This is a genomic window from Plantibacter sp. CFBP 8798 (genome assembly GCF_014841195.1).
In the GTDB taxonomy this organism is placed as follows: domain Bacteria; phylum Actinomycetota; class Actinomycetes; order Actinomycetales; family Microbacteriaceae; genus Plantibacter; species Plantibacter auratus.
On sequence record NZ_JACYTS010000001.1, the window covers coordinates 277,012 to 295,742 of the forward strand.

General features: G+C 69.7%; 20 protein-coding genes. 11 read left to right on the forward strand and 9 right to left on the reverse strand.

Features of this window, described 5'->3' with window-relative positions:
- Positions 1-192: 192 nt before the first annotated feature.
- Both IFU30_RS01320 and IFU30_RS01325 read right to left on the reverse strand, forming a co-directional pair.
- Positions 193-651: a putative immunity protein gene (locus IFU30_RS01320; RefSeq protein ID WP_192004046.1), complete on the reverse strand. Its 459-nt coding sequence runs from the start codon at positions 649-651 to the stop codon at positions 193-195.
- A gap of 229 nt (positions 652-880) precedes the next feature.
- Positions 881-1,333, reverse strand: coding sequence for an NUDIX hydrolase (locus IFU30_RS01325; protein WP_192004047.1), 453 nt, complete (start codon positions 1,331-1,333; stop codon positions 881-883).
- A 194-nt stretch (positions 1,334-1,527) separates the two neighbouring features.
- On the opposite strand from IFU30_RS01325, the gene IFU30_RS01330 reads away from it, so the two are divergent.
- Positions 1,528-1,887 (forward strand): VOC family protein, encoded by a 360-nt coding sequence (locus IFU30_RS01330; RefSeq protein WP_124767891.1) that lies wholly within the window; start codon positions 1,528-1,530, stop codon positions 1,885-1,887.
- A 60-nt stretch (positions 1,888-1,947) separates the two neighbouring features.
- On the opposite strand, the gene IFU30_RS01335 is transcribed toward IFU30_RS01330, so the two are convergent.
- Entirely contained in the window at positions 1,948-2,328 is a 381-nt protein-coding gene (locus IFU30_RS01335; RefSeq protein ID WP_124767892.1) for a hypothetical protein, read from the reverse strand.
- A 163-nt stretch (positions 2,329-2,491) separates the two neighbouring features.
- Positions 2,492-3,073 (reverse strand): uracil-DNA glycosylase family protein, encoded by a 582-nt coding sequence (locus tag IFU30_RS01340; RefSeq protein WP_124767893.1) that lies wholly within the window; start codon positions 3,071-3,073, stop codon positions 2,492-2,494.
- A 39-nt stretch (positions 3,074-3,112) separates the two neighbouring features.
- On the opposite strand from IFU30_RS01340, the gene IFU30_RS01345 reads away from it, so the two are divergent.
- The 4 genes from IFU30_RS01345 to IFU30_RS01360 all read left to right on the forward strand — a co-directional run bounded on the left by IFU30_RS01345 (position 3,113) and on the right by IFU30_RS01360 (position 6,636).
- Positions 3,113-4,669, forward strand: coding sequence for a deoxyguanosinetriphosphate triphosphohydrolase family protein (locus IFU30_RS01345; protein ID WP_124767894.1), 1,557 nt, complete (start codon positions 3,113-3,115; stop codon positions 4,667-4,669).
- Positions 4,670-4,811: 142 nt separating this feature from the next.
- Positions 4,812-5,144 (forward strand): DUF7882 family protein, encoded by a 333-nt coding sequence (locus tag IFU30_RS01350; RefSeq protein WP_079706140.1) that lies wholly within the window; start codon positions 4,812-4,814, stop codon positions 5,142-5,144.
- 89 nt (positions 5,145-5,233) lie between these two features.
- Positions 5,234-5,605 carry a hypothetical protein gene (locus IFU30_RS01355; protein ID WP_192004048.1) on the forward strand — a complete coding sequence of 124 codons (372 nt, stop codon included), beginning with the start codon at positions 5,234-5,236 and terminating at the stop codon, positions 5,603-5,605.
- Positions 5,606-5,682: 77 nt separating this feature from the next.
- On the forward strand, positions 5,683-6,636 hold the full coding sequence (locus tag IFU30_RS01360; protein WP_192004049.1) for a helix-turn-helix transcriptional regulator: 954 nt from the start codon (positions 5,683-5,685) through the stop codon (positions 6,634-6,636).
- Positions 6,637-6,652: 16 nt separating this feature from the next.
- Here the strand turns inward: IFU30_RS01360 and IFU30_RS01365 are convergent, their stop codons facing one another.
- The 4 genes from IFU30_RS01365 to IFU30_RS01380 form a co-directional block, all read right to left on the reverse strand.
- A complete protein-coding gene (locus tag IFU30_RS01365) occupies positions 6,653-6,928 on the reverse strand; it encodes a hypothetical protein (protein ID WP_124767897.1) in 276 nt (91 codons plus the stop codon).
- Positions 6,929-7,070: 142 nt separating this feature from the next.
- On the reverse strand, positions 7,071-8,759 hold the full coding sequence (locus IFU30_RS01370; RefSeq protein ID WP_192004050.1) for an ABC-F family ATP-binding cassette domain-containing protein: 1,689 nt from the start codon (positions 8,757-8,759) through the stop codon (positions 7,071-7,073).
- 303 nt (positions 8,760-9,062) lie between these two features.
- Complete coding sequence (locus tag IFU30_RS01375; RefSeq protein ID WP_192004051.1) at positions 9,063-10,139, reverse strand: phosphotransferase family protein; 1,077 nt, start codon at positions 10,137-10,139, stop codon at positions 9,063-9,065.
- 201 nt (positions 10,140-10,340) lie between these two features.
- Positions 10,341-11,558, reverse strand: a complete 1,218-nt coding sequence (locus tag IFU30_RS01380) for an MFS transporter (RefSeq protein WP_192004052.1) — start codon at positions 11,556-11,558, stop codon at positions 10,341-10,343.
- Positions 11,559-11,732: 174 nt separating this feature from the next.
- Between IFU30_RS01380 and IFU30_RS01385 the strand changes: the two genes are divergently transcribed.
- The 4 genes from IFU30_RS01385 (at position 11,733) to IFU30_RS01400 (ending at position 15,498) form a co-directional block, all read left to right on the forward strand.
- Positions 11,733-12,191 (forward strand): MarR family winged helix-turn-helix transcriptional regulator, encoded by a 459-nt coding sequence (locus tag IFU30_RS01385; protein WP_137242863.1) that lies wholly within the window; start codon positions 11,733-11,735, stop codon positions 12,189-12,191.
- A gap of 157 nt (positions 12,192-12,348) precedes the next feature.
- The gene (locus IFU30_RS01390) at positions 12,349-13,314 is read left to right on the forward strand and encodes a DMT family transporter (protein ID WP_192004053.1); all 966 of its coding nucleotides are present in this window, start codon (positions 12,349-12,351) and stop codon (positions 13,312-13,314) included.
- Positions 13,315-13,372: 58 nt separating this feature from the next.
- A complete protein-coding gene (locus IFU30_RS01395; protein ID WP_192004054.1) occupies positions 13,373-14,173 on the forward strand; it encodes a carbon-nitrogen hydrolase family protein in 801 nt (266 codons plus the stop codon).
- The gene (locus IFU30_RS01400) at positions 14,170-15,498 is read left to right on the forward strand and encodes a M20/M25/M40 family metallo-hydrolase (protein ID WP_192004055.1); all 1,329 of its coding nucleotides are present in this window, start codon (positions 14,170-14,172) and stop codon (positions 15,496-15,498) included. The genes IFU30_RS01395 and IFU30_RS01400 overlap by 4 nt, the downstream gene beginning before the upstream one ends.
- Before the next feature lie 192 nt (positions 15,499-15,690).
- On the opposite strand, the gene IFU30_RS01405 is transcribed toward IFU30_RS01400, so the two are convergent.
- Entirely contained in the window at positions 15,691-16,398 is a 708-nt protein-coding gene (locus IFU30_RS01405) for an NUDIX domain-containing protein (protein ID WP_192004056.1), read from the reverse strand.
- Between the two features lie 189 nt (positions 16,399-16,587).
- Here IFU30_RS01405 and IFU30_RS01410 point away from each other — a divergent pair, with 189 nt between their 5' ends.
- The gene (locus IFU30_RS01410) at positions 16,588-18,018 is read left to right on the forward strand and encodes a glycoside hydrolase family 30 protein (RefSeq protein WP_192004057.1); all 1,431 of its coding nucleotides are present in this window, start codon (positions 16,588-16,590) and stop codon (positions 18,016-18,018) included.
- A gap of 83 nt (positions 18,019-18,101) precedes the next feature.
- Positions 18,102-18,671, forward strand: coding sequence for a dihydrofolate reductase family protein (locus tag IFU30_RS01415; RefSeq protein ID WP_079704414.1), 570 nt, complete (start codon positions 18,102-18,104; stop codon positions 18,669-18,671).
- Positions 18,672-18,731: the final 60 nt, after the last annotated feature.

The window sequence follows — 18,731 nt, forward strand, 5'->3', positions numbered from 1 at the left end:
CTTCGCATCGTGATGTTCTGGACCGCCGCCGTCCTCGTCGTGGCATTCGTCGCCATCCTCGTGTACTTCGTCGTGCGATCGGCTGAAATCGCCGGTCTGTAAGAGCGACTCGCGGCGAGCTGCTCGGGCTCGATGCGACAACGGCCTCTTCGCTGTCGCGGCCTTCGGATGCCTTCCCGGCGACGGGGTCGGTCACCGAGCCTTGGGGAAGCCGATCGGGCGCAGCTCGGGTGCCAGGTTCTCCCACTGCCAGGCACGCTCAGCTTCCTGAGCGGCCTGATCGTCTCCGTTGAGGCCCACGGCTTTCGCGGCGTAGGTCGCAGCGTGCGGAGCGTGGTCGAACATGTGGGCTACCGCGCATGCCTGACCGGCTGCACGAGCAGCGGCGACGGCGGCGAATGCTCCTGTCTCGGTCGCATCGCGTGCGGCCGCATGTGCTGCGAACGCAGCGGTGCGGCACGCCGTCATCGGAAGCTCGCCGCGCTCCCAGGTGCGGAGCGCCGCGATCGCTGCGCGTGGTCGATCGTCACCGGGGCGCTGTTGTTCGAAGATCGGTAGAGCTCGCTCCGCGCAGTTCGCCGCCCACAGCGCGATCGCGTGATGGATCGCCGGCTCAGGGTTTGCCCACTTCGGTTTCGTCTCTTCGCTCACTCATCGATCGTCGCAGGGATCGAGCGGGGAAAGATCGGCCCGCCGCAGCTTGTGTCGAGAGGGTGCGCGCGTACGTGATGGAAGTGGCCCGGAAACGATGGTGGTCTCAACTGGTCACGCGCCACCCAGAATCGATCTGGGGGTTCGTGTGTCCACGGAGGATCAGGTCAACATGTGATGCAACATGTGATGCAACAGGTGGAAGGCCGGACAGTCTCGCTGCGGGTGGTCAGAACCCGAACGTGAGGACCGCTGATCTGCGCCCCTCGCGCAGGGTGTCCAGTGCGAGCCGCTCGTGAGCGGGCAGGTTGAGCGGTAGATTGTCGAGGCGAAACCACGACAGTTCTGCGCACTTGGTTGGTTCTCGGATCAGTGGTTCGCCACCCCAGACGTCGCAGACGAAGAACCAGTCGACGCGCTGTTCCATCGGGTTCGCTGTGCCATCGGTTCTCTGCATGACAGCCACGGCTGATAGCGCCTCAGGTGCCACCTGGACGCCAAGTTCTTCTGTCGCCTCGCGGATTGCGGCAGACGCCGCAGTTTCACCAAGCTCCACATGACCGGCGGCACCCGCTGACCAACAATCGTCCATGTAACCGGTGTTCTGCCGTCGCTGCAGCAGGACTGATCGATCGCGGCGCAGGAAGACATACGACGCGGGAATAACGGAGAAGTGGCTCATGGTCGTCAAACCCTATGCCGCTGAGCGGAGATCAACATGCTCGCCCGTAGACGATTCCGGGTATCACTTGGTTCGAGCCGCGATCGACCATCACGGACGACAGCGGACGTGCACCGTATGTCCTGATGTCCCGCAGCACCGATCTCGAATCTGCGTCGGGGTCGCGGAGTTCCTCGCGTCGATAAGCTCACCCCATGGGCGTTCTCGGCATCGGCGGGTTGTTCTTCCGCAGTCATGACCCGTCGGCGCGCGCGGCGTGGTACCGCGAGCATCTCGGCATCGAAGCCGGCGCAGAGGGCGAAGACGCCGTCTGGATGCAGGAGGCCGGCATGACCGTCTTCGCGCCTGTTGCGGGGACGAGCGAGTCGTTCGCTCACGACCAGCCCTTCATGCTCAACCTTCGCGTGAGCGACTTGGACGCCCTGACGGCGCATCTCGAGGGAGCCGGGATCGCCGTCGAGCGTCGAACTGAGTGGGAGACGGAATACGGCCGATTCGTCCGCATCCACGACCCCGAGGGACTCCCGATCGAACTCTGGGAAGTCCCCGAATAGAGGCCTCGTCTACCTCACCCCCCCCCGCGAATGCGCTCCCATATCCGCGGCGACGAGCGCCTAGCTGCCGCTGACGACGCTCACGGCCTGGAGGCCCACCACCACGGCGTTGATCGGCACGGCGATGATGAGCACGACGACTGCGCCGATGACGGCGACGATCGAGTGCCGAGGCGTCCGCTTGTGGACCCGCGCCTGCAGGATGAGCACGACGATGGGCGAACCGATCGCGATCGCGGCGCCGAGCATGAACCCGCCGAGCAAGCCGCCGTCGCTCAGCCGGTCCTCGGGTGGCCCGAACCCGCCCTGCAGGGCGAAGGACAGCTGGACGAGCCAGCTCACCACCAGCAGCCCGAACAGGAGCAGCGTGATGCCGACGCCGGACGCTCGTCCGGTGACCGGTCCGTCCTGGTCGGCTGCTCCAGGGTCGGCGGCTGACACGGATCCAGCGGCCGACGCGGCAGGCTCCCTGGCTGAGCTCGGCCCTGACAGCGGTTCGGCCGGCGGCCGCAGTCCGTCGCCAGCGCTCGGTTCATCGCTCACGACGTGCCCCCCGTCCCTTCGATCAGACGCCGGCGTGCCGGCATCCTCATCAGCCTATTCGTCACGTCGTGAGCGCCGCCCGCACCCGCGCGGCCAGCAGGGGAACCGTCTCCTCCTGGAACCAGGGGTTCTTGCTGCGCCAGCCGCGCGCGAGCGGCGACGGGTGCACGATCGGGAAGAGCGGGAGGTGGGTCTCCGCGGCGCGGACGTTCTCCGTCAGGGTGCGACCGGCCCGCGGTCCGAGGTAGGCGCGCTGGGCGTAGGCGCCGATGAGGATCGTCAGGCGCACCTCGGTCAGCTGCTCGAGCAGGCGTGGATGCCAGCGCGGCGCGAAGTCGCGGCGCGGCGGCAGGTCGCCGCTCGCCCCCTTGCCCGGGAAGTAGAAGTCCATCGGGATGATCGCGACGTTCGCCGGGTCGTAGAACTCCTCGGGCGTCACACCCATCCAGGAGCGGAGGAGGACGCCGCTCGGGTCGTTCCACGGGATGCCCGACTCCTGCGCCAGACGACCAGGCGCCTGACTGATGATGAGCACGCGGGCCTCCGGAGAGGCGACGAAGAGCGGTTTCCAGCCGAGCTCGTGGGCCCAAGCGTTCGACTCGTGCGCGGCGACCTCGGCTCGGAGTCGATCGATCGGATGCATCCCTGCAGTCTCCCACCCGCCGCGCAATACAGTGAGGGGATGGACGACGACCAGCGGCGACGGCGACTCATCCCCGAGCCGGTGGACCGGTTCGCGACCGGCGAGGAGTACCCCGAGTACCGCGTCGACCTCGAGCGCATCCGGTTCTCCCCCTACTTCGCGCGGTTGTCCGCCGTGACGCAGGTCGTCTCGCCCTCCGGCGTCGGTCAGGTCGTCCACAACCGCCTCACGCACTCGATCAAGGTGACCGCTGTCGCGCGCGCGATCGCCATGCAGCTCACCACGACCGATCCCGAGCAGAACGCCATCGTCGAGCGACTCGGCGGCTGCGACCCGGTCGTGGTGCAGGCCGCCGCCTCCGCCCACGACCTCGGCCACCCACCGTTCGGCCACCTCGGTGAGCAGGTCCTCGACCGCCTGGCACGTGAGCGGCTCGGCCTCGCGGAGGGCTTCGAGGGCAACGCGCAGTCGTTCCGCATCCTCTCCGCACTCGACGTGTGCGAGACGGTGAAGGAGGGCCTCAACCTCACGGCCGCTTCCCGCGCCGCAGTGCTCAAGTACCCCTGGGGCCGCACCATCCACCGCCCCGACCTCGACCCGGCAGACCCCACCCGCATGCCTCGCGGGTCAACCGCCAGCCGCTGGGAGACCGCGCCGCCGAAGTTCTCCGCGTACACCCTCGATCTCGACGACATGCTCGACGCCCGCAGCGCGTTCACCGCGATCGCGCCCTGGCAGCAGACCGTCGAGTGCTCCGTGATGGACGTCGCCGACGACATCGCCTACTCGCTGCACGACCTCGACGACTTCTACCGCGCCGGCGTCCTGCAGCAGGCGGCGGTGGCGGTCGAGTTCCGCACCTTCCTCCGCGACCAGCACACCCTCGCCGCGCTCGACGCCGACGAACTCTGGAACCGCGCACCCGGCCACTCGCTCGAGCTGTTGCGCCGGCGGATCGTCTCACGCGACCCGTGGATCGCCAGCGATGAGCACTTCCGGGCGTCGGTCCAGCGGGTCGCGACCGAGCTCGTCGAAGGACTTCTCGCCGTCCCCTTCGACGGCTCGAGCCGAACCGAACGCGCCATCGAGTCGTTCGTGTCGTCCTGGATCGGTCGGCTCCAGCGCTCCGTCCTCGTCGTCGAGGAGCCGAACGTGCGCTCCGGGCACGTGTCACTCCTGCCCGAGGCCTGGCACGACGTCACGGTGCTGAAGTTCGTCCACACCCGGTTCGTCATCGACCGGCCGGACTTCGCCACCTACCAGCGAGGCCAGTCCCGGGTGCTCGACGTGCTCGTCACCGAACTGGACAGCTGGCTCGACGACCCCCGCGACGGCCCGCGTGCGCCGCAGAAGCTCCTCGACTTCGTCGAACTCGCCACCGACGGCTACTTCCGACTCCGGGCGGACAACCCCGACTGGCTCCCGGCAGACCCCGAGTCCGACAGTGGCCGCCCACAGAGCGACCCACGCGCCCTGGGGCGCCTCGGTCGGGCGCGTGGCATCCTCGACTACGTCGCCTCGCTGACCGACGAACAGGCGACGGCGCTCGCCGCCAGACTGCGCGGAGACCGCGAGGCATGGGCCTTCGGCAGCTGAGTGCAGCCTGAACGCCGACCCGGTTCCGAGCAATACCCGACGCATTTCGGATAGGTCAGAGCGGGGGATTGCTAGAAGATCTAGCGTTAGCAACGGCGCCGGGAACCAGCCCGGCACCGAAACAGAACGGATGGCGCGCCTCATGGGAAACCTCCTCTACGGAACCCCTCCGACCCCGCACGAGATCGAAGACCGACTGCTCGCACACCTGCAGACGGTCATCTTCACGAAGTTCCGCCGCAACGAGAGCTTCGCCTTCCACCTCGAAGCCGTTCCCGGCCGCGGGACCGGACGTCAGTCGCTCTGGCTGAACCCGATGATCCCCCTCCAGTTCTCGTTCTACGGCAGCCGTGCCCCCGAGCTCAACCGTGAGTGGTTGGCCGCGCTCCTCGAGCAGGCCAACAGTGCCAAGGGCATGCGCGTCGTCCCCGAGCCGGCAGCCGGCGCCGCGAAGCGCGTCGAGTCCGCAGCGTAGATCCGAACGGTCGGCGACAACTGACCGACCATCGTCTCGACGCGCTCCGGCCGTCGGACGTCTCTGAAACACCAGTTGGGGGTGCCACCGTGACCACCGGACTCCAGGGCGCGCCCGACTTCCTCGACCTGGACGACGCACGCGCCTCCCGTCGTTCCCTCGACCGCACGGACATCGTGTTCCAGACCTCGCACGCCAGCTTGGACGCGGAGGGCGGGCTGTCCCTCAGTCGGACGTCCCTCAGCCTCGACGTCGACGGCGACACCGTCCGGGTTCCGGCGAATCACATCGTCGCCTGGTCGCTCCGTGCCGAAGGCGGCCTCATCGTGGTGACCGTCTGGTCCGAGCGCCCGACCGCCGTCCACGAGACCACGGTCCTCCCGCGGTTCGCCCGCATGGCGTCGTCCGCGCTCACCGAGGTCCTGGGTGCGGAACACGGCTTCCTGCAAGGGACCGCCTGACATCGAGTGGTCTGCTCGGGCCGGAAACGACCCGCTACGGGATGACAGCCGGGCTCCGCCGTGAGATTCTATGAGCGATGAGCGAAGAGACGGGACCCGCGGAGCGGTCCGAGGTCGCAGGCCGCGACGTCGATGAGGCTCGCGATCTGTTCGCCGGCGCGTACAACGCCGGCTCGATGATCATCGAACCCACCGAATCGGCGTTCACCTTCCGGTACACCGCGATCGGCGACGACGAGCTGACCCTGCGCGCCACCCAGTTCACCGGACGCGTCACCGGGACGGTGCTCACGGAAGGCGAATACATCGTCTCCTGGCTGACGGCGGGCAGTGGGGCCACCGATCTCGCCGGCGCGCCGGTGCAGCTCGTGCACGGGCAGCCGGCGATGTTCGCGAACAACCGGCTCGCCGAGTTCGACTTCACGGACTACCGGCAGAACCTCATGCACTTCGACGGGACGTTCCTCGAGCGGGTGGCCGGCGAGGTGGAGGGTACGAGCGGCCCGATCCTCTTCGACACGACAGCCCGACCGACCGGTGAGCAGCTCCGCCGGTGGGCCGCTTCGGTGACATCCGTCGCCAGGGTCATCTACGACGACACCAGTCCGGCCGTCCTCCGCGCCGAGGCGAACCGGTCGGCGGCGATCGCGCTCCTCGAGACGTTCCCGCACACGGCCCTGCACGCGCCGGTGGAGATCGGCCTGCCGGACGCCGGGAAGACCCGCGCGGCCATCGAGTTCATGATCGCCAACGCGCACCTCCCGATCCGCACGGAGGACGTTGCCGAAGCGGTCGGCATGAGCCAGCGCAGCCTCCAGAGCGCGTTCCGTCGGGAGCACGACATCACCGCGATCGACTACCTGCGACGGGTCAGGCTCGACCGGGTGCAAGAGGAACTGCAGAAGGCCGACCCCGGGCTGGCCACGGTCGCGGAGGTCGCCAGCCGGTGGGGGTTCGCGCACCTCGGGCGGTTCTCCGCCTCGTACACCAACCGCTTCGGCGAGTATCCGAGCACGACGCTCGGTTCCTAGCCGCCGGCCGTTCGGCTCAGAAGTCGCCGAACTCGTCGTACTCGTCGAGACCCGACAGCTTCTCCGTCTCGATGGCGGGAACGATCTCCAGCGCCCGGTTCGCGAAGGATTCCACGGTCACCTGCAGGCCCGGGCTGACCAGGACGTCCAGGTTGCGATCTGCGGAGAGCGGGACGTGGACGAAGCGACCACCGGCTTGGACGGCGGACTCGATCTCGCTCATCAGTGCCGAGATGTCGACACCCGACTCGATGTCGTACGAAACGCGGCCGATGGCGATGCTGTACTGCATGACCATCACCTCCGGGATCGGGTTGTTGCTGCAAGCGTATGGAACGTGCCTGTGGATCACGGTGGGTTGACCAAGGTCGCCACACGTGCAGGGGGTGTCGCCTCAGTCTCCCTCCTGCGCGGCGAAACTGCGGCGACACCCGCTATCGCGCGCGGTCGACGCGGGTCTCCTCCCAGACGGGCTCGTCGGAGGCCTGCACCCGGCCGTCGGAGCCGAAGACGAGGAAGCGGTCGAAGCCGCGCGCGAACCAGCGGTCGTGGGTGACCGCGATCACCGTGCCCTCGAAACCCGCCAGACCCTGCTCGAGCGCCTCCGCCGAGACGAGGTCCAGGTTGTCGGTCGGCTCGTCGAGCAGGAGCAGCGTGGCACCGGAGAGTTCGAGTAGGAGGATCTGCAGGCGCGCCTGCTGTCCGCCCGAGAGGGATTCGAACGGCTGCTCGGCCGCGCCCGCCAGACCGTAGCGGTCGAGCACGCGGCTGGCGGCCTCGCGGGGGAGACCCGACCGGTGCTCGTCGCCGCGGTGCAGGATGTCGAGCAGGGTCCGGCCGACGAGTTCGGGGTGCCGGTGCGACTGTGCGAACCACCCCGGCTGCACGCGCGCGCCGAGCTTGGCGTCGCCGTCGTGCTCCACCGGGACGAGCGCGTCGCCCGCCGCAGCGAGGTGCCCCGCGCCCGGATCGGGATCCGTCCCGCCGCCGGCGAGCAACCGGAGGAAGTGCGACTTGCCCGACCCGTTCGAACCGAGGACGCCGATCCGCTCGCCGAACCAGATCTCCGCGTCGAACGGCTGCATGAGGCCGGTCAGTTCCAGCCCCGTGCAGACGATCGCGCGACGACCCGTACGTGCGCCGCGGAGGCGCATCGTGACCTGCTGGTCCTTCGGCCGCTCCTCAGGTGGGCCGGCCTCCTCGAACTTGGCGAGTCGGGTCTGCGCGGCGCGGTAGCGGGAGGCCATGGAGTCGTTGAACTTGGCCTGCTCGCGCAGACGCAGGACGAGCGCGCGCAGCTTCACGCGGTCCTCGTCCCAGCGCCGGCGGAGTTCGTCGAGTCGGTCGAGTCGGGCGTCGCGGGCCTCGTGGTAGCTGCGGAAGCTCGCGCCATGGGTCCACGTCGTACTGCCGGCCGCGCCGACCTCGAGCGTGATGATGCGGGTCGCCGCCTGTGCCAGGAGCTCGCGGTCGTGCGAGACGAGGAGGACCGTCTTGCGGGTCTCGGCGAGCATCCCCTCGAGCCAGCGCTTCGTCGGGACGTCGAGGGAGTTGTCGGGCTCGTCGAGGAGGAGGACCTGCTCAGGGCCGCGGAACAGGGCCTCCAGGACGAGCCGCTTCTGCTCGCCGCCGGACAGCGTGCCGAGCGTCCGCCACTGCGCGCGGTCGTAGGGCACCCCGAGTGCCGCCTCGCAGCAGCTGTCCCAGAGCACCTCCTGGTCGTACCCGCCGGCGTCGGCGTACTCGGCGAGCGTCGTCGCGTAGGCCATCTGGGTCGCCTCGACGTCGTCCTCCATGAGGGCGAGCTCGGCGCGGTCGACCGCCTCTGCCGCGGCACGGACCCGCGGAGGCGCGACCTGGACGAGGAGGTCACGGACCGTCCGGTCATCGTCACCGCGACCGACGAACTGGTCCATCACGCCGAGGCCGCCGTCGATGGAGACGACCCCGGAGTCGGGCTGGAGCTCGCCGCGGATGATCCGCAGCAGCGTCGTCTTGCCGGCGCCGTTCGCTCCGATGAGCGCGGCGATCGCCCCTTCGCCGACGCGGAACGAGACCTCGTCCAGCAGGGTCCGTCCGTCGCTCAGCGTGTAGCTGAGGTCGCTGACGTCGATGTAGCCCATGGTGCGCACTCCCCAGGGAGCCGATCGCTCCCGAACGGGCCCGCGCTGGTTCGCGCCGGGCCGCCCACCGCCTGGCGAGCCGACCAGTCTAGCCGCGCGGGTACGGCCGCGCGCAACCGCCGCTGCGCACAAATCCCGGTCACTGAGCTTGCCCTTTCACTGAGCCCGACTCCGGTCACTGAGCCCCCACGCCGGTCACTGAGCCCCACCCCGGTCACTGAGCTTGTCGAAGTGCCACGACCGCCCTTCGACAAGCTCAGGGACCGGAGGAGGTCGGCTCAGGCGCCGGGGGAGTCGCGCGGGTCAGGCGAGCGAGGCCGCGATGTCACCGATCCACGTGCGCACCGACGCGTCGTGTTCGTCGAACCAGCCGCCCTCGTAGCCACGCGGGACACCTTCGACCACCATGACGAGCGCGAGGTACAGCGACCACAGCCGCGCGCGAATTCGGGCGTCCTCGTCGGGGAGGAGCTCGCGGCCGGACGTCTCGCGGTAGGCGCGGAGGAGTTCCGAGTCGGCGGCGACCGTCTCCGGCACGTCGGTGAAGAGCGCCAGGGAGACGAGGTCGGCGGTGGGGTCGGCCCAGTGCGCGCGCTCATGGTCGATGACGCCGGTCAGTTGGGCGGCCTCCGCCCCGTGTTCGGGCATGACGAGGAGGTTGCCCTCCCAGAGGTCGAAGTGGACGAGCGTCGGCTCCGTCACGCTGTCGAAGGCCGGCAGCGCGGTGTCGATCAGGTGTCGGATCTCGTCCGCCGCGACCGGAAGGTCGACCTCGAACCGCAGGGCATCGGCGAGGACGGCCTCCACGACGAGCCGGTAGGCGTCCGCGGCACTGGCCGCCTGAAGCTCCGGGCGGAAGGGGTAGCCGAATCGGTTCCCCTCGGCGAGGCCGGTCGCCGAATCGATGGACGCGGCCTCCGCCGGGATGTCGACGTCGTCTGGTTCCACGTGGAACGGCGTGCGACCCGCCTCGTGCAGACGGGCGAGCGTGCGGCCGAGGACGCCGCGGGCGAGGGGGACGGTCTCGGTGCTGTTCGCCGGCCGGCCGGTGAGCTCGGTCATCACGAGCGCGTCGCGTCCGTCGAGCGTCGCCTCGAAGACGATCTCCGGCTGCGGCACCTCCGCACGGCCGAGGATGCGGAGGGCGAGCGCCTCGGTCGCCATGAGGGACCGCTCGTAGGTGAGGCCGGCCGCGTCCGCGGGGGAGAGCTTCACGATGACGCGCTCGCCGCCGTCGAGTTCGACCGCTGCGACCTCGTTCGCCGTGCCTGCTCCGAGCATCGTGATGGTCGGGCTGCCGGGCTGCATCGCCGGTCGCTCGGCCGCCCAGTGCTCGGCGACCGCGATCATGGTGTCACTGGGGCGAGGGGTTCGGCTCATCCGCCCACGGTAGCGCGCCCTTCGCCCTTCGCTCGCCGCTCGCCGCTGGCCCGCTCGCCGACTGCCCCTACCCCGGTCACCGAGCGCCCTACCCCGGTCACCGAGCCCCCCGCCCCGTTGCCGAGCCTCCCATCCGGTCACCGAGCTTGTCGAGGTGCGAAGCCCAGAGCGTTCACAACTCCTGCTGGAGTCGCGCGCGGCTCACACGGGGTGCGGGACCTCCTGGAGGGCGGCGTCGGTGGGCTCATCCTGCAGGAGTTGTGGACGACGGCGGGAGCGCTTCGCAGCGGTGGACGCGCCGATGATGACGATCAGGCCGAGCAGGGTGATGGCCGCGCCGGCCCAGATCGGCGAGGTGTAGCCGAGGCCGGCGGTGATCGTGACGCCGCCGAGCCAGGCGCCGAGCGCGTTACCGAGGTTGAACGCGGCGATGTTCGCACCCGAGGCGAGCGTGGGAGCGGCCGACGCGTACCGCATGACCCGCATCTGCAGCGCGGGGACGGTCGCGAATCCGAAGCCGCCCATGAGGACGAGGGCGATCACGGTGGCGACGGGCGACTGTGCGGTCGCGGCGAAGGCGACCAGGATCACGGTCAGCACCGCGATCACGACGATGAGCGTCCGGTCGATGTTCCGGTCGGCCGCCTTGCCGCCCACGATGTTGCCGACCAGGAGTCCGACGCCGAAGAGGATGAGCAGCCACGGCACCGTGGTCGAGGCGAAGCCGCTGACCTCCGTGAGTGTGTACGCGATGTAGGTGAAGGCGCCGAACATACCGCCGTAGCCGAGGACCGTGACAGCGATCGAGAGCCAGACCTGGCCGGAGCGGAACGCGCGCAGCTCGGCGAGGAGCGACGCCGGGGCTTCGTCACGCTTCGGCTTCGGCACGAGTGCCAGGATGCCGATGAAGGCGATGACTCCGATCGCCGTGATGGCCCAGAAGGTCGAGCGCCAGCCGAAGTGCTGGCCGAGCAGCGTGCCGAACGGGACGCCGAGCACGTTCGCCGCGGTGAGGCCGGTGAACATGATCGCGATCGCGCCGGCCTGTTTGTGGGCGGGGACCATCGCCGCCGCCAGGACCGAGCCGATGCCGAAGAACGCTCCGTGGCTGAGGGCGGCGATGATGCGGCCGGCGAGCATGACCTGGTAGTCGCCGGCGAGTGCGGAGACGAGGTTGCCGACGATGAAGAGCACCATCAGGGCCAGCAGGACGGGCTTCTTCGGCAGTCGGGTGACCGCCGCGGTGAGGGCGAGCGCCCCGACGACGACGGCCAGGGCGTAGCCGGAGATGAGCCAGCCGGCCGCGGCCTCCGAGACGCCGAAGTCGGCCGCCACCTCGGGCAACAGCCCCATGATGACGAACTCTGTGAGGCCGATGCCGAAGCCGCCGAGGGCGAGGGCGATGAGACCGAGTGGCATGACGATTCCTGCGATTCCTGGGGGTCGTGGGGAGAGTGCTGGTGGCCTGCAGCCGGGACGCGTACGCTGATAGTTGCAGACGCGCGATAGATATCGTTGCACGCGCTAGGTAATAGCGCAAGCAACTATGTGCGTCTGCAATCAATTGATCGATGTTCGAACCGAGGAGTCCCGATGGGCATCGCCGACGACGCTGTTGAGATCCGCGCGCAGGGGTGGCGGACGCTCGCCGCCCTGTATGGATCGATCGAGTCCGATCTGGAACGCGCGCTGCAGGCCGAGGCCCGGCTCTCCGTGGTCGAGTACACGGTGCTCGACGCCCTGGGGCGCCAGGACGGCTGGCACATGCGCATGCAGCAGCTCGCCCGCGCGACGGCCCTGTCGCCGAGCGCGACCACCCGGCTCGTCAACCGCCTCGAGGACCGCGCGCTCCTCACCCGCGTGCTGTGCGCCGACGACCGACGAGGGGTCTACACCGAGCTCACGGCGGCCGGGAAGGCGCTGCTCGAGGAGGCCCGACCGGTGCACGACCGCGCCCTGGAGGAGTCGCTGACCACAGCCGAGTCGCTCCCGGAACTCGCGCCGCTCGTGGAGGCGATCCACCGGCTGGAGCCCGTCGCCACCACCGTCTGACCGACCGGACCGTTCTCAGGAGAATTCCGGCGCGTCGCCCGGGGAGCAGGGCGGCGTGCCGGAGGAGTCCTGAGACAAGGACGTCCGCGTCGCAGAACGGTGCACGCGCGCGTCGGTGGGTGATGCCATGCTGAGTCGTCCGACTCGAGGGAGCACGATGAGCGCCGCAGCACCGAACACCCGTGTCACCGCGCTCGTCGCGCCAGGGTCCGGCAGGGTGCTGGGCGCCTATCTCGGTGCCGCGCTCATCTGGGGTGCCAGCTTCCTCTTCATGAAGACCGGCCTGACCGGGCTCGCTCCGGCGCAGGTCGCCCTGTCCCGCGTGGTGCTCGGTGCCCTGACGCTCTGCATCATCATGCTCGTCACCCGACGCCGCTGGCCGCGAGAGCGTCGGCTCTGGGCGCACCTCGCCGTCGTCTCCGTCTTCCTCTGCGTCGCCCCGTTCCTCCTGTTCTCCTGGGCGGGACAGTTCCTGCCGTCCGGCCTGTCGAGCATCCTCAACGCGACCACGCCGATTATGACGCTCGCCGTCGGCGCCGTGTTCCTCCCGAAGGAACGGCTGAACGGCCTGCAGGTGTTCGGCATCTTCGTCGGCGCCCTCGGCGTCGCGATCGTCGTCGGCCCCTGGCGCGTCCTGGCCGACCCGGCGATCCTCGAGTCCATCCCGGCTCAGCTCGCCTGCCTCGGCGCGACCCTCTGCTACGGCATCGCCTTCGTCTACCTCCGGAAGTTCGTCCTCGGCACCCACAGCTACGACGCGGTCGTCATCTCCGCCGTGGAGATCTCGCTCGCCGCCGTCATCATGCTCGTGCTCTCGCCGTTCATCGCGATGCAGCCGGTGTCGCTCGACGCCCCGGTCGTCCTCAGCATGCTCGCCCTGGGAGCACTCGGTACCGGCGTCGCCTACATCTGGATGACGACGATCGTCGACTCCTGGGGCCCGACGGCGGCGTCGACCGTCACCTACCTCACGCCCCTGGTCGGTGTCGTCCTCGGCATCCTCGTGCTCGGTGAGATCCTGCACTGGAACGAGCCGGTCGGCGGCGTGATCGTCGTGCTCGGCATCCTCGTGGGCCAGGGCCGGCTCCGGCTCCGGCGGCGCACGCCCCCACTCTCGGCATAGGGTGGCTGGACGGCCGCGCGCTGACGGTCGCGGCCCTTCCCACGGAACGAGGTTTCACATGCGCATCGCATCCGGGCAGTTCTCCGCCGGAACGGACATCGACGAGAACCTCGCCAGCGTGGTCGCCCTGCTCGGTGAGGCCGCGGCGGGTGGCGCCGAACTGCTCGTGCTGCCGGAGATGAGCAGCTACGCCACCTCGGAGCCGCCGAGCGCGCTCGCCGCGATCGCCCAACCACTCGACGGAACCTTCATCACGGGCGTCGCCGCCGCAGCCGCCGCGCGCTCCCTCCCGACGGTCGTCGGCACCATCGAGGAGAACCCCGACGGGTTGCCGTACAACACGCTCGTGGCGATCGACGCCGAGGGGCGCATCACCGCGACGTACCGGAAGGTGCATCTCTACGACGCCTTCGGGTACGCGGAGAGCGACGGCATCTCGGCCGGCGAGCTCACCGAACCGTTCGTCCTCGAGCTCGGCGACCTCCGCATCGGGGCCTTCACCTGCTACGATCTCCGCTTCCCGGAGAGCGCGCGGCGTCTCATCGACGCCGGCGCCAACGTCATCCTGCTGCCCGCGATGTGGATCGTCGGCCCCGGCAAGGAGGACGCCTGGACGACCCTCGTGCGCGCCCGGGCCATCGAGAACACCGCCTATGTCGTGAGCGCCAACCAGACCGGCCCGCTCGCCACCGGGAACTCGATCATCGTCGACCCGGCCGGCGTCGTCATCGCCGCCGCCGGCGAGGCGCCCGGGGTGGTCTTCGCCGAGCTCGATCCGGCGCGACTCGACGCCGTCCGTGCGCGGGTGCCCTCGCTCGCCAACCGCCGGTTCACCGTGGTCCCGCGGACCGCCGAATGAGCGTGGGCGAGCGCGTGAGCGACCCGGTCGGTCTCTCGGAGGTCGTCTCCATCACGCGCGACCTCATCCGGATCGACACCTCGAACTACGGCGGCGGGCGTGCCGTCGGCGAGTCCCGCGCGGCCGACCTCGTCGAACGCCTGCTCGGTGAGGTCGGGATCGTGTGCGAGCGCTTCGAGGCCGAACCCGGCAGGACGAACCTCGTCGCGCGGTGGCCAGGTCGCGACCGCACCCTGCCCGGCCTCCTGCTGCACGGGCACCTCGACGTCGTCCCGGTCGACGCGGCAGCATGGACGGTCGACCCGTTCGGCGGCGAGATCGCCGACGGCATGCTGTGGGGCCGCGGTGCCGTCGACATGAAGAACATGGTGGCGATGATCGTCGCGTCGGTCCGGCGCATGGTGACGGCGGGGGAGCAGCCCGAGCGAGACGTCGTCCTGGCGTTCTTCGCCGATGAGGAGGCCGGGTGCGTCCTCGGCTCGCAGTGGATGGTGGAGCACCACCCGGAGCAGTTCGCCGGCGTCCGCGACGCGATCAGCGAGGGTGGCGGGTACAGCGTCACCCTCGGCGAACGAGCCGACACCCGCGCCTACCTGCTCAACACTGGCGAGAAGGGCGTGCTCTGGCTGCGACTGACCGCCCACGGTGCCGCCGGTCACGCCTCGCTCGCGAGCCAGGATTCGGCGATCGTCAAGCTCGCCGCCGCCGTCGGCCGGATCGGCGCGCTCGACTGGCCGGTGTCGTTCACCGAGACCACGAGGCACCTGTTCCAGCGGCTGCGCGAACTGACCGGAGCGTCCTCCGAGCTGTCGCCGTTCGAACTCGCCGCGCTCGTCGGCCCGAGTGCTTCGCGGCTGCGCGCCGGTCTGCAGAACGTGGCGAACGTCACCATGATCTCCGGCGGGTACAAGGAGAACGTGATCCCCGAGTCCGCGACCGCGACGGTCGACGCCCGGTTCCTGCCCGGCCAGCGAGACGAGGTCATCGCGCGCATCCGCGAGGCGGCGGGCGAGGGGGTCGACGTCGAGGTCCAGCTGGAACTCATCGCGATGGAATCGCCGAACGACGGCGAGCTCGTCTCGGTGATCGAAGCGGTCATCGAGCGGCACGATCCCGGTGCGACCGTGCTCCCGCACCTCATTCCCGGCGGCACCGACGCCAAGGCGCTCAGCCGACTCGGCATCACGGGGTACGGGTTCATCCCGCTCCGGCTGCCGGCGGACTTCGACTTCCCCGGGATGTTCCACGGTGTCGACGAACGTGTGCCACTCGACGCGCTCGACTTCGGCTGCGCGGTGCTCACGGACATCATCCGCTCGGCCTGAGCTGACGCATGCCGGTCCCTGAGCCTGTCGAAGGGCGGTGGCGGGCTCGGTCGGGGCACCCTTCGACAAGCTCAGGGACCGGCGCTTCGCTCAGGGACCGGGGGCCGACCGGTGTTCGGGTTCGCCGATCGGCCACCCGGAGTCGGTGGCACGGTGTTCTGGCGAGCTCGGAGTCCGGGAGTCTCCGCGGTACTAGCGTGCAGGAGGAACAGGCGTCGGTGCCGTCGCGAACGGGCCGGAGAGCCTCGCCCACTGCAGCAGCATGATGGTCTTCGCGTCGATGATGTCGTCGCCGATGCGCGCGATCGCGTCGTCGATGTCGAGTTCGAGGAGTTCGATCTCCTCGCCCTCCTCGGCGACCCCGCCCCAGTCGCCGAGACGCGCAGCGGGGTCGTACTCGGCCGCGTAGAAGTGCAGGCGCTCGGTCACGGAGCCGGGGCTCATGAAGGCGTCGAACACATGCTGGACGGCCTCGACCGCGAACCCGGTCTCTTCGCGGGCCTCACGGGCGACCGCCGTCTCGGGATCGTCGTCGTCGAGCAGGCCGGCGGCGGTCTCGATGAGCTCGCCGGTCGGGTGTCCGTTGACGTACGCCGGGTAGCGGAACTGCCTGGTGAGCAGGACCTTCCGGGAGTCACCGTGGTAGAGCAGGATGGTCGCGCCGTTGCCGCGGTCGTAGGTCTCGCGCTGCTGCGTCGACCACGCGCCTGAGCGGTCCTGGACCCGCAGGGTCGTCCGGCGGAGGACGTGCCAGGCGGCGGCGACCAGTTCCACGTCGGTCACCTGGACGCGCGGGTTTCCGGTGAGGTCGAGGCCGGTCCGGTGCAGGCCGGTGCGCCCGCGGGCGTCGGGGAGGTCTCCTCCGGGTTGCGGCTCCCGGACCGTCTTGGAATCGGCCATCCATCGAGTGTACGACCGCCCGCGAACGGCATACCAGCGGGGTGTCCCGTGTGCGCCGCTCGGGTGAGCCCTGCTGTGCGCCGCGTCCGATGGTGAATGACGACTGCTCTTCGGTTTTCGCGGGTTCTGCAACATACTGGTGGGAGCACCGGTCGCGGTCCACGGAGGACCCCCGTCGAAAGGCACTCGATGACGAGCAGCAGTCCCGCCACCAGCGGCCCCGCCACCAGCGGAGGCACCACGCCTTCAGCGCGGTTGGTCACCTGGGTCGTGACCACCCAGGACGCACCCTGGCAGGAGCAGGAGCCGCTCGGGTTCGGACGACTCGCGGGGATGCCGAACGTCATGGTCGACGTGATGAACCCCCGGCAGACCGTCGACGGCATCGGCGGGTGCTTCAACGAACTCGGCTGGACGGCGCTCGGGCTCCTCTCTGAGGAGCACCGCGAGGGCATCCTTGCCGACCTCTTCACGCCGGGCGCTGGACTGAACCTCTCGCTCTGCCGCATGCCCGTCGGCGCCAACGACTTCTCCACCGACTGGTACTCCTACGACGAGGTCGACGGCGACTTCGACCTCGAGCACTTCAGCATCGACCACGATCGCGCGACGCTCGTCCCCTTCATCCAGGCGGCGCAGCGATACCAGGGCGACCTGCGCCTCTGGGCGTCGCCGTGGAGCCCGCCCACCTGGATGAAGACGAACGGGCACTACGCGGCCGCGCGCCCCTGGCCGGGGTCCGGCGTCGACAACGGCATCCGCGACGATCAACTCGGTGCCGAGGGGACCGATCTCTTCATCCTCGAAGACCGCTACCTCGAGACCTACGCCCGGTACTTCGCCCGCTTCGTCGAGGCCTACGGCGAGGAGGGCATCCGGGTCGAGATGATCATGCCGCAGAACGAGTTCAACTCGGCGCAGGTGTTCCCGAGCTGCGTGTGGACCGCCGAGGGGCTCGCGCGGTTCATCGCCGTCCTCGGCCCGGAGATGGACCGTCTGGGAGTCCGGGTCTTCCTCGGCACGCAGGAGCGGCCGCACGACGCGCAGATCGAGACCGTGCTCCGGGATCCGTCGGCCGGTCCCTGGGTCGCCGGAGTCGGATTCCAGTGGGCCGGCAAAGGCGCGATCGCCGCGGTGCATGACGCCCACCCGGACCTCGCGCTCTACCAGACCGAGCAGGAGTGCGGCGACGGACGGAACGACTGGCGCTTCGTGCGGCACACCTGGGGACTCATGCGCCACTTCTTCACGAACGGTGCGCAGGCCTACACGTACTGGAACCTCGCGCTCACCGAGGGTGGCGTCAGCCGCTGGGGCTGGGCGCAGAACTCACTCGTCGTCGTGGACCCCGATGCCCGGACCTTCCGTTACACGCACGAGTACTTCCTCATGCGGCACCTGGGGCACTTCCTGCAGCCGGGGGCACAGCGGCTCGCGACGATGAGCTGGACCGGGCACGAGAACCTGCTCGCCTTCCGCAACCCGGACGGCGGCGTCGTGCTCGTGATGCAGAACGACCTCGGCGAACCGCTCCCCGTGCAGATCGTGGTGGGCGACGACGTCATCACGCCGACCCTGCCGGCAGACTCCTTCGCGACGCTCGTCATCCCGCCCGCCTGACCGTCGGTGCCGGAGCCACCCCTTGTGGGCGGTCGCCTCTGCGGCCTAGCCTCTCGCGTACCGGCACTGGCGACGGAGGACACATGGGCAGGCTCATCTACTCGGCGATCAGCTCGCTCGACGGCTACCTCGCCGATGAGGAGGGCCGCTTCGACTGGAGCGCCCCGGACGCCGAGGTGCACGCCTTCGTGAACGAGCTCTCCCGGCCGATCGGCACCTACCTGTTCGGCCGGCGGATGTACGAGATCATGACGTTCTGGGAGACGGCGGACGAGCTGCCGGACGAGCCCCGCGAGATCGCGGACTTCGCGGCTCTGTGGCTCGCTGCCGACAAGGTCGTGTACTCGACGTCGCTCGACGCGGTCTCGACGGCCCGGACGACGCTCGAGCGATCGTTCGATCCGGAGGCCGTGCGCCGGTGGAAGGCGGAATCGGACCGCGACCTCAGCGTCGGCGGCCCACACCTCGCAGCCGAGGCGATCGCCGCGGGGCTCGTCGACGAGGTGCAGTTGTTCCTCTCGCCGGTGATCGTCGGCGGCGGCTTGCGTGCGCTGCCGGCCAACCTCCGGCGACGTCTGGAACTCGTCGACGAGCGTCGCTTCGAGGCCGGCGTCGTCCACCTCCGCTACACCGTCACCGGCGAGCCCGTCTGAGTCGGCAGCGCGGCCAGCTCGCCCCGCGCACAACTCCTGCTCCTCCGAGGCGGTGATCCC

Excerpts from the sequence above, each read along its gene's own strand:
- IFU30_RS01325 (WP_192004047.1), bottom strand. The coding sequence starts at position 1,333 with ATGAGCCACTTCTCCGTTATTCCCGCGTCGTATGTCTTCCTGCGCCGC.
- IFU30_RS01330 (WP_124767891.1), top strand. The coding sequence starts at position 1,528 with ATGGGCGTTCTCGGCATCGGCGGGTTGTTCTTCCGCAGTCATGACCCG.
- IFU30_RS01340 (WP_124767893.1), bottom strand. The coding sequence starts at position 3,073 with ATGCATCCGATCGATCGACTCCGAGCCGAGGTCGCCGCGCACGAGTCG.
- IFU30_RS01345 (WP_124767894.1), top strand. The coding sequence starts at position 3,113 with ATGGACGACGACCAGCGGCGACGGCGACTCATCCCCGAGCCGGTGGAC.
- IFU30_RS01350 (WP_079706140.1), top strand. The coding sequence starts at position 4,812 with ATGGGAAACCTCCTCTACGGAACCCCTCCGACCCCGCACGAGATCGAA.
- IFU30_RS01360 (WP_192004049.1), top strand. The coding sequence starts at position 5,683 with ATGAGCGAAGAGACGGGACCCGCGGAGCGGTCCGAGGTCGCAGGCCGC.
- IFU30_RS01365 (WP_124767897.1), bottom strand. The coding sequence starts at position 6,928 with ATGCAGTACAGCATCGCCATCGGCCGCGTTTCGTACGACATCGAGTCG.
- IFU30_RS01370 (WP_192004050.1), bottom strand. The coding sequence starts at position 8,759 with ATGGGCTACATCGACGTCAGCGACCTCAGCTACACGCTGAGCGACGGA.
- IFU30_RS01375 (WP_192004051.1), bottom strand. The coding sequence starts at position 10,139 with ATGAGCCGAACCCCTCGCCCCAGTGACACCATGATCGCGGTCGCCGAG.
- IFU30_RS01380 (WP_192004052.1), bottom strand. The coding sequence starts at position 11,558 with ATGCCACTCGGTCTCATCGCCCTCGCCCTCGGCGGCTTCGGCATCGGC.
- IFU30_RS01385 (WP_137242863.1), top strand. The coding sequence starts at position 11,733 with ATGGGCATCGCCGACGACGCTGTTGAGATCCGCGCGCAGGGGTGGCGG.
- IFU30_RS01390 (WP_192004053.1), top strand. The coding sequence starts at position 12,349 with ATGAGCGCCGCAGCACCGAACACCCGTGTCACCGCGCTCGTCGCGCCA.
- IFU30_RS01395 (WP_192004054.1), top strand. The coding sequence starts at position 13,373 with ATGCGCATCGCATCCGGGCAGTTCTCCGCCGGAACGGACATCGACGAG.
- IFU30_RS01400 (WP_192004055.1), top strand. The coding sequence starts at position 14,170 with ATGAGCGTGGGCGAGCGCGTGAGCGACCCGGTCGGTCTCTCGGAGGTC.
- IFU30_RS01405 (WP_192004056.1), bottom strand. The coding sequence starts at position 16,398 with ATGGCCGATTCCAAGACGGTCCGGGAGCCGCAACCCGGAGGAGACCTC.
- IFU30_RS01410 (WP_192004057.1), top strand. The coding sequence starts at position 16,588 with ATGACGAGCAGCAGTCCCGCCACCAGCGGCCCCGCCACCAGCGGAGGC.
- IFU30_RS01415 (WP_079704414.1), top strand. The coding sequence starts at position 18,102 with ATGGGCAGGCTCATCTACTCGGCGATCAGCTCGCTCGACGGCTACCTC.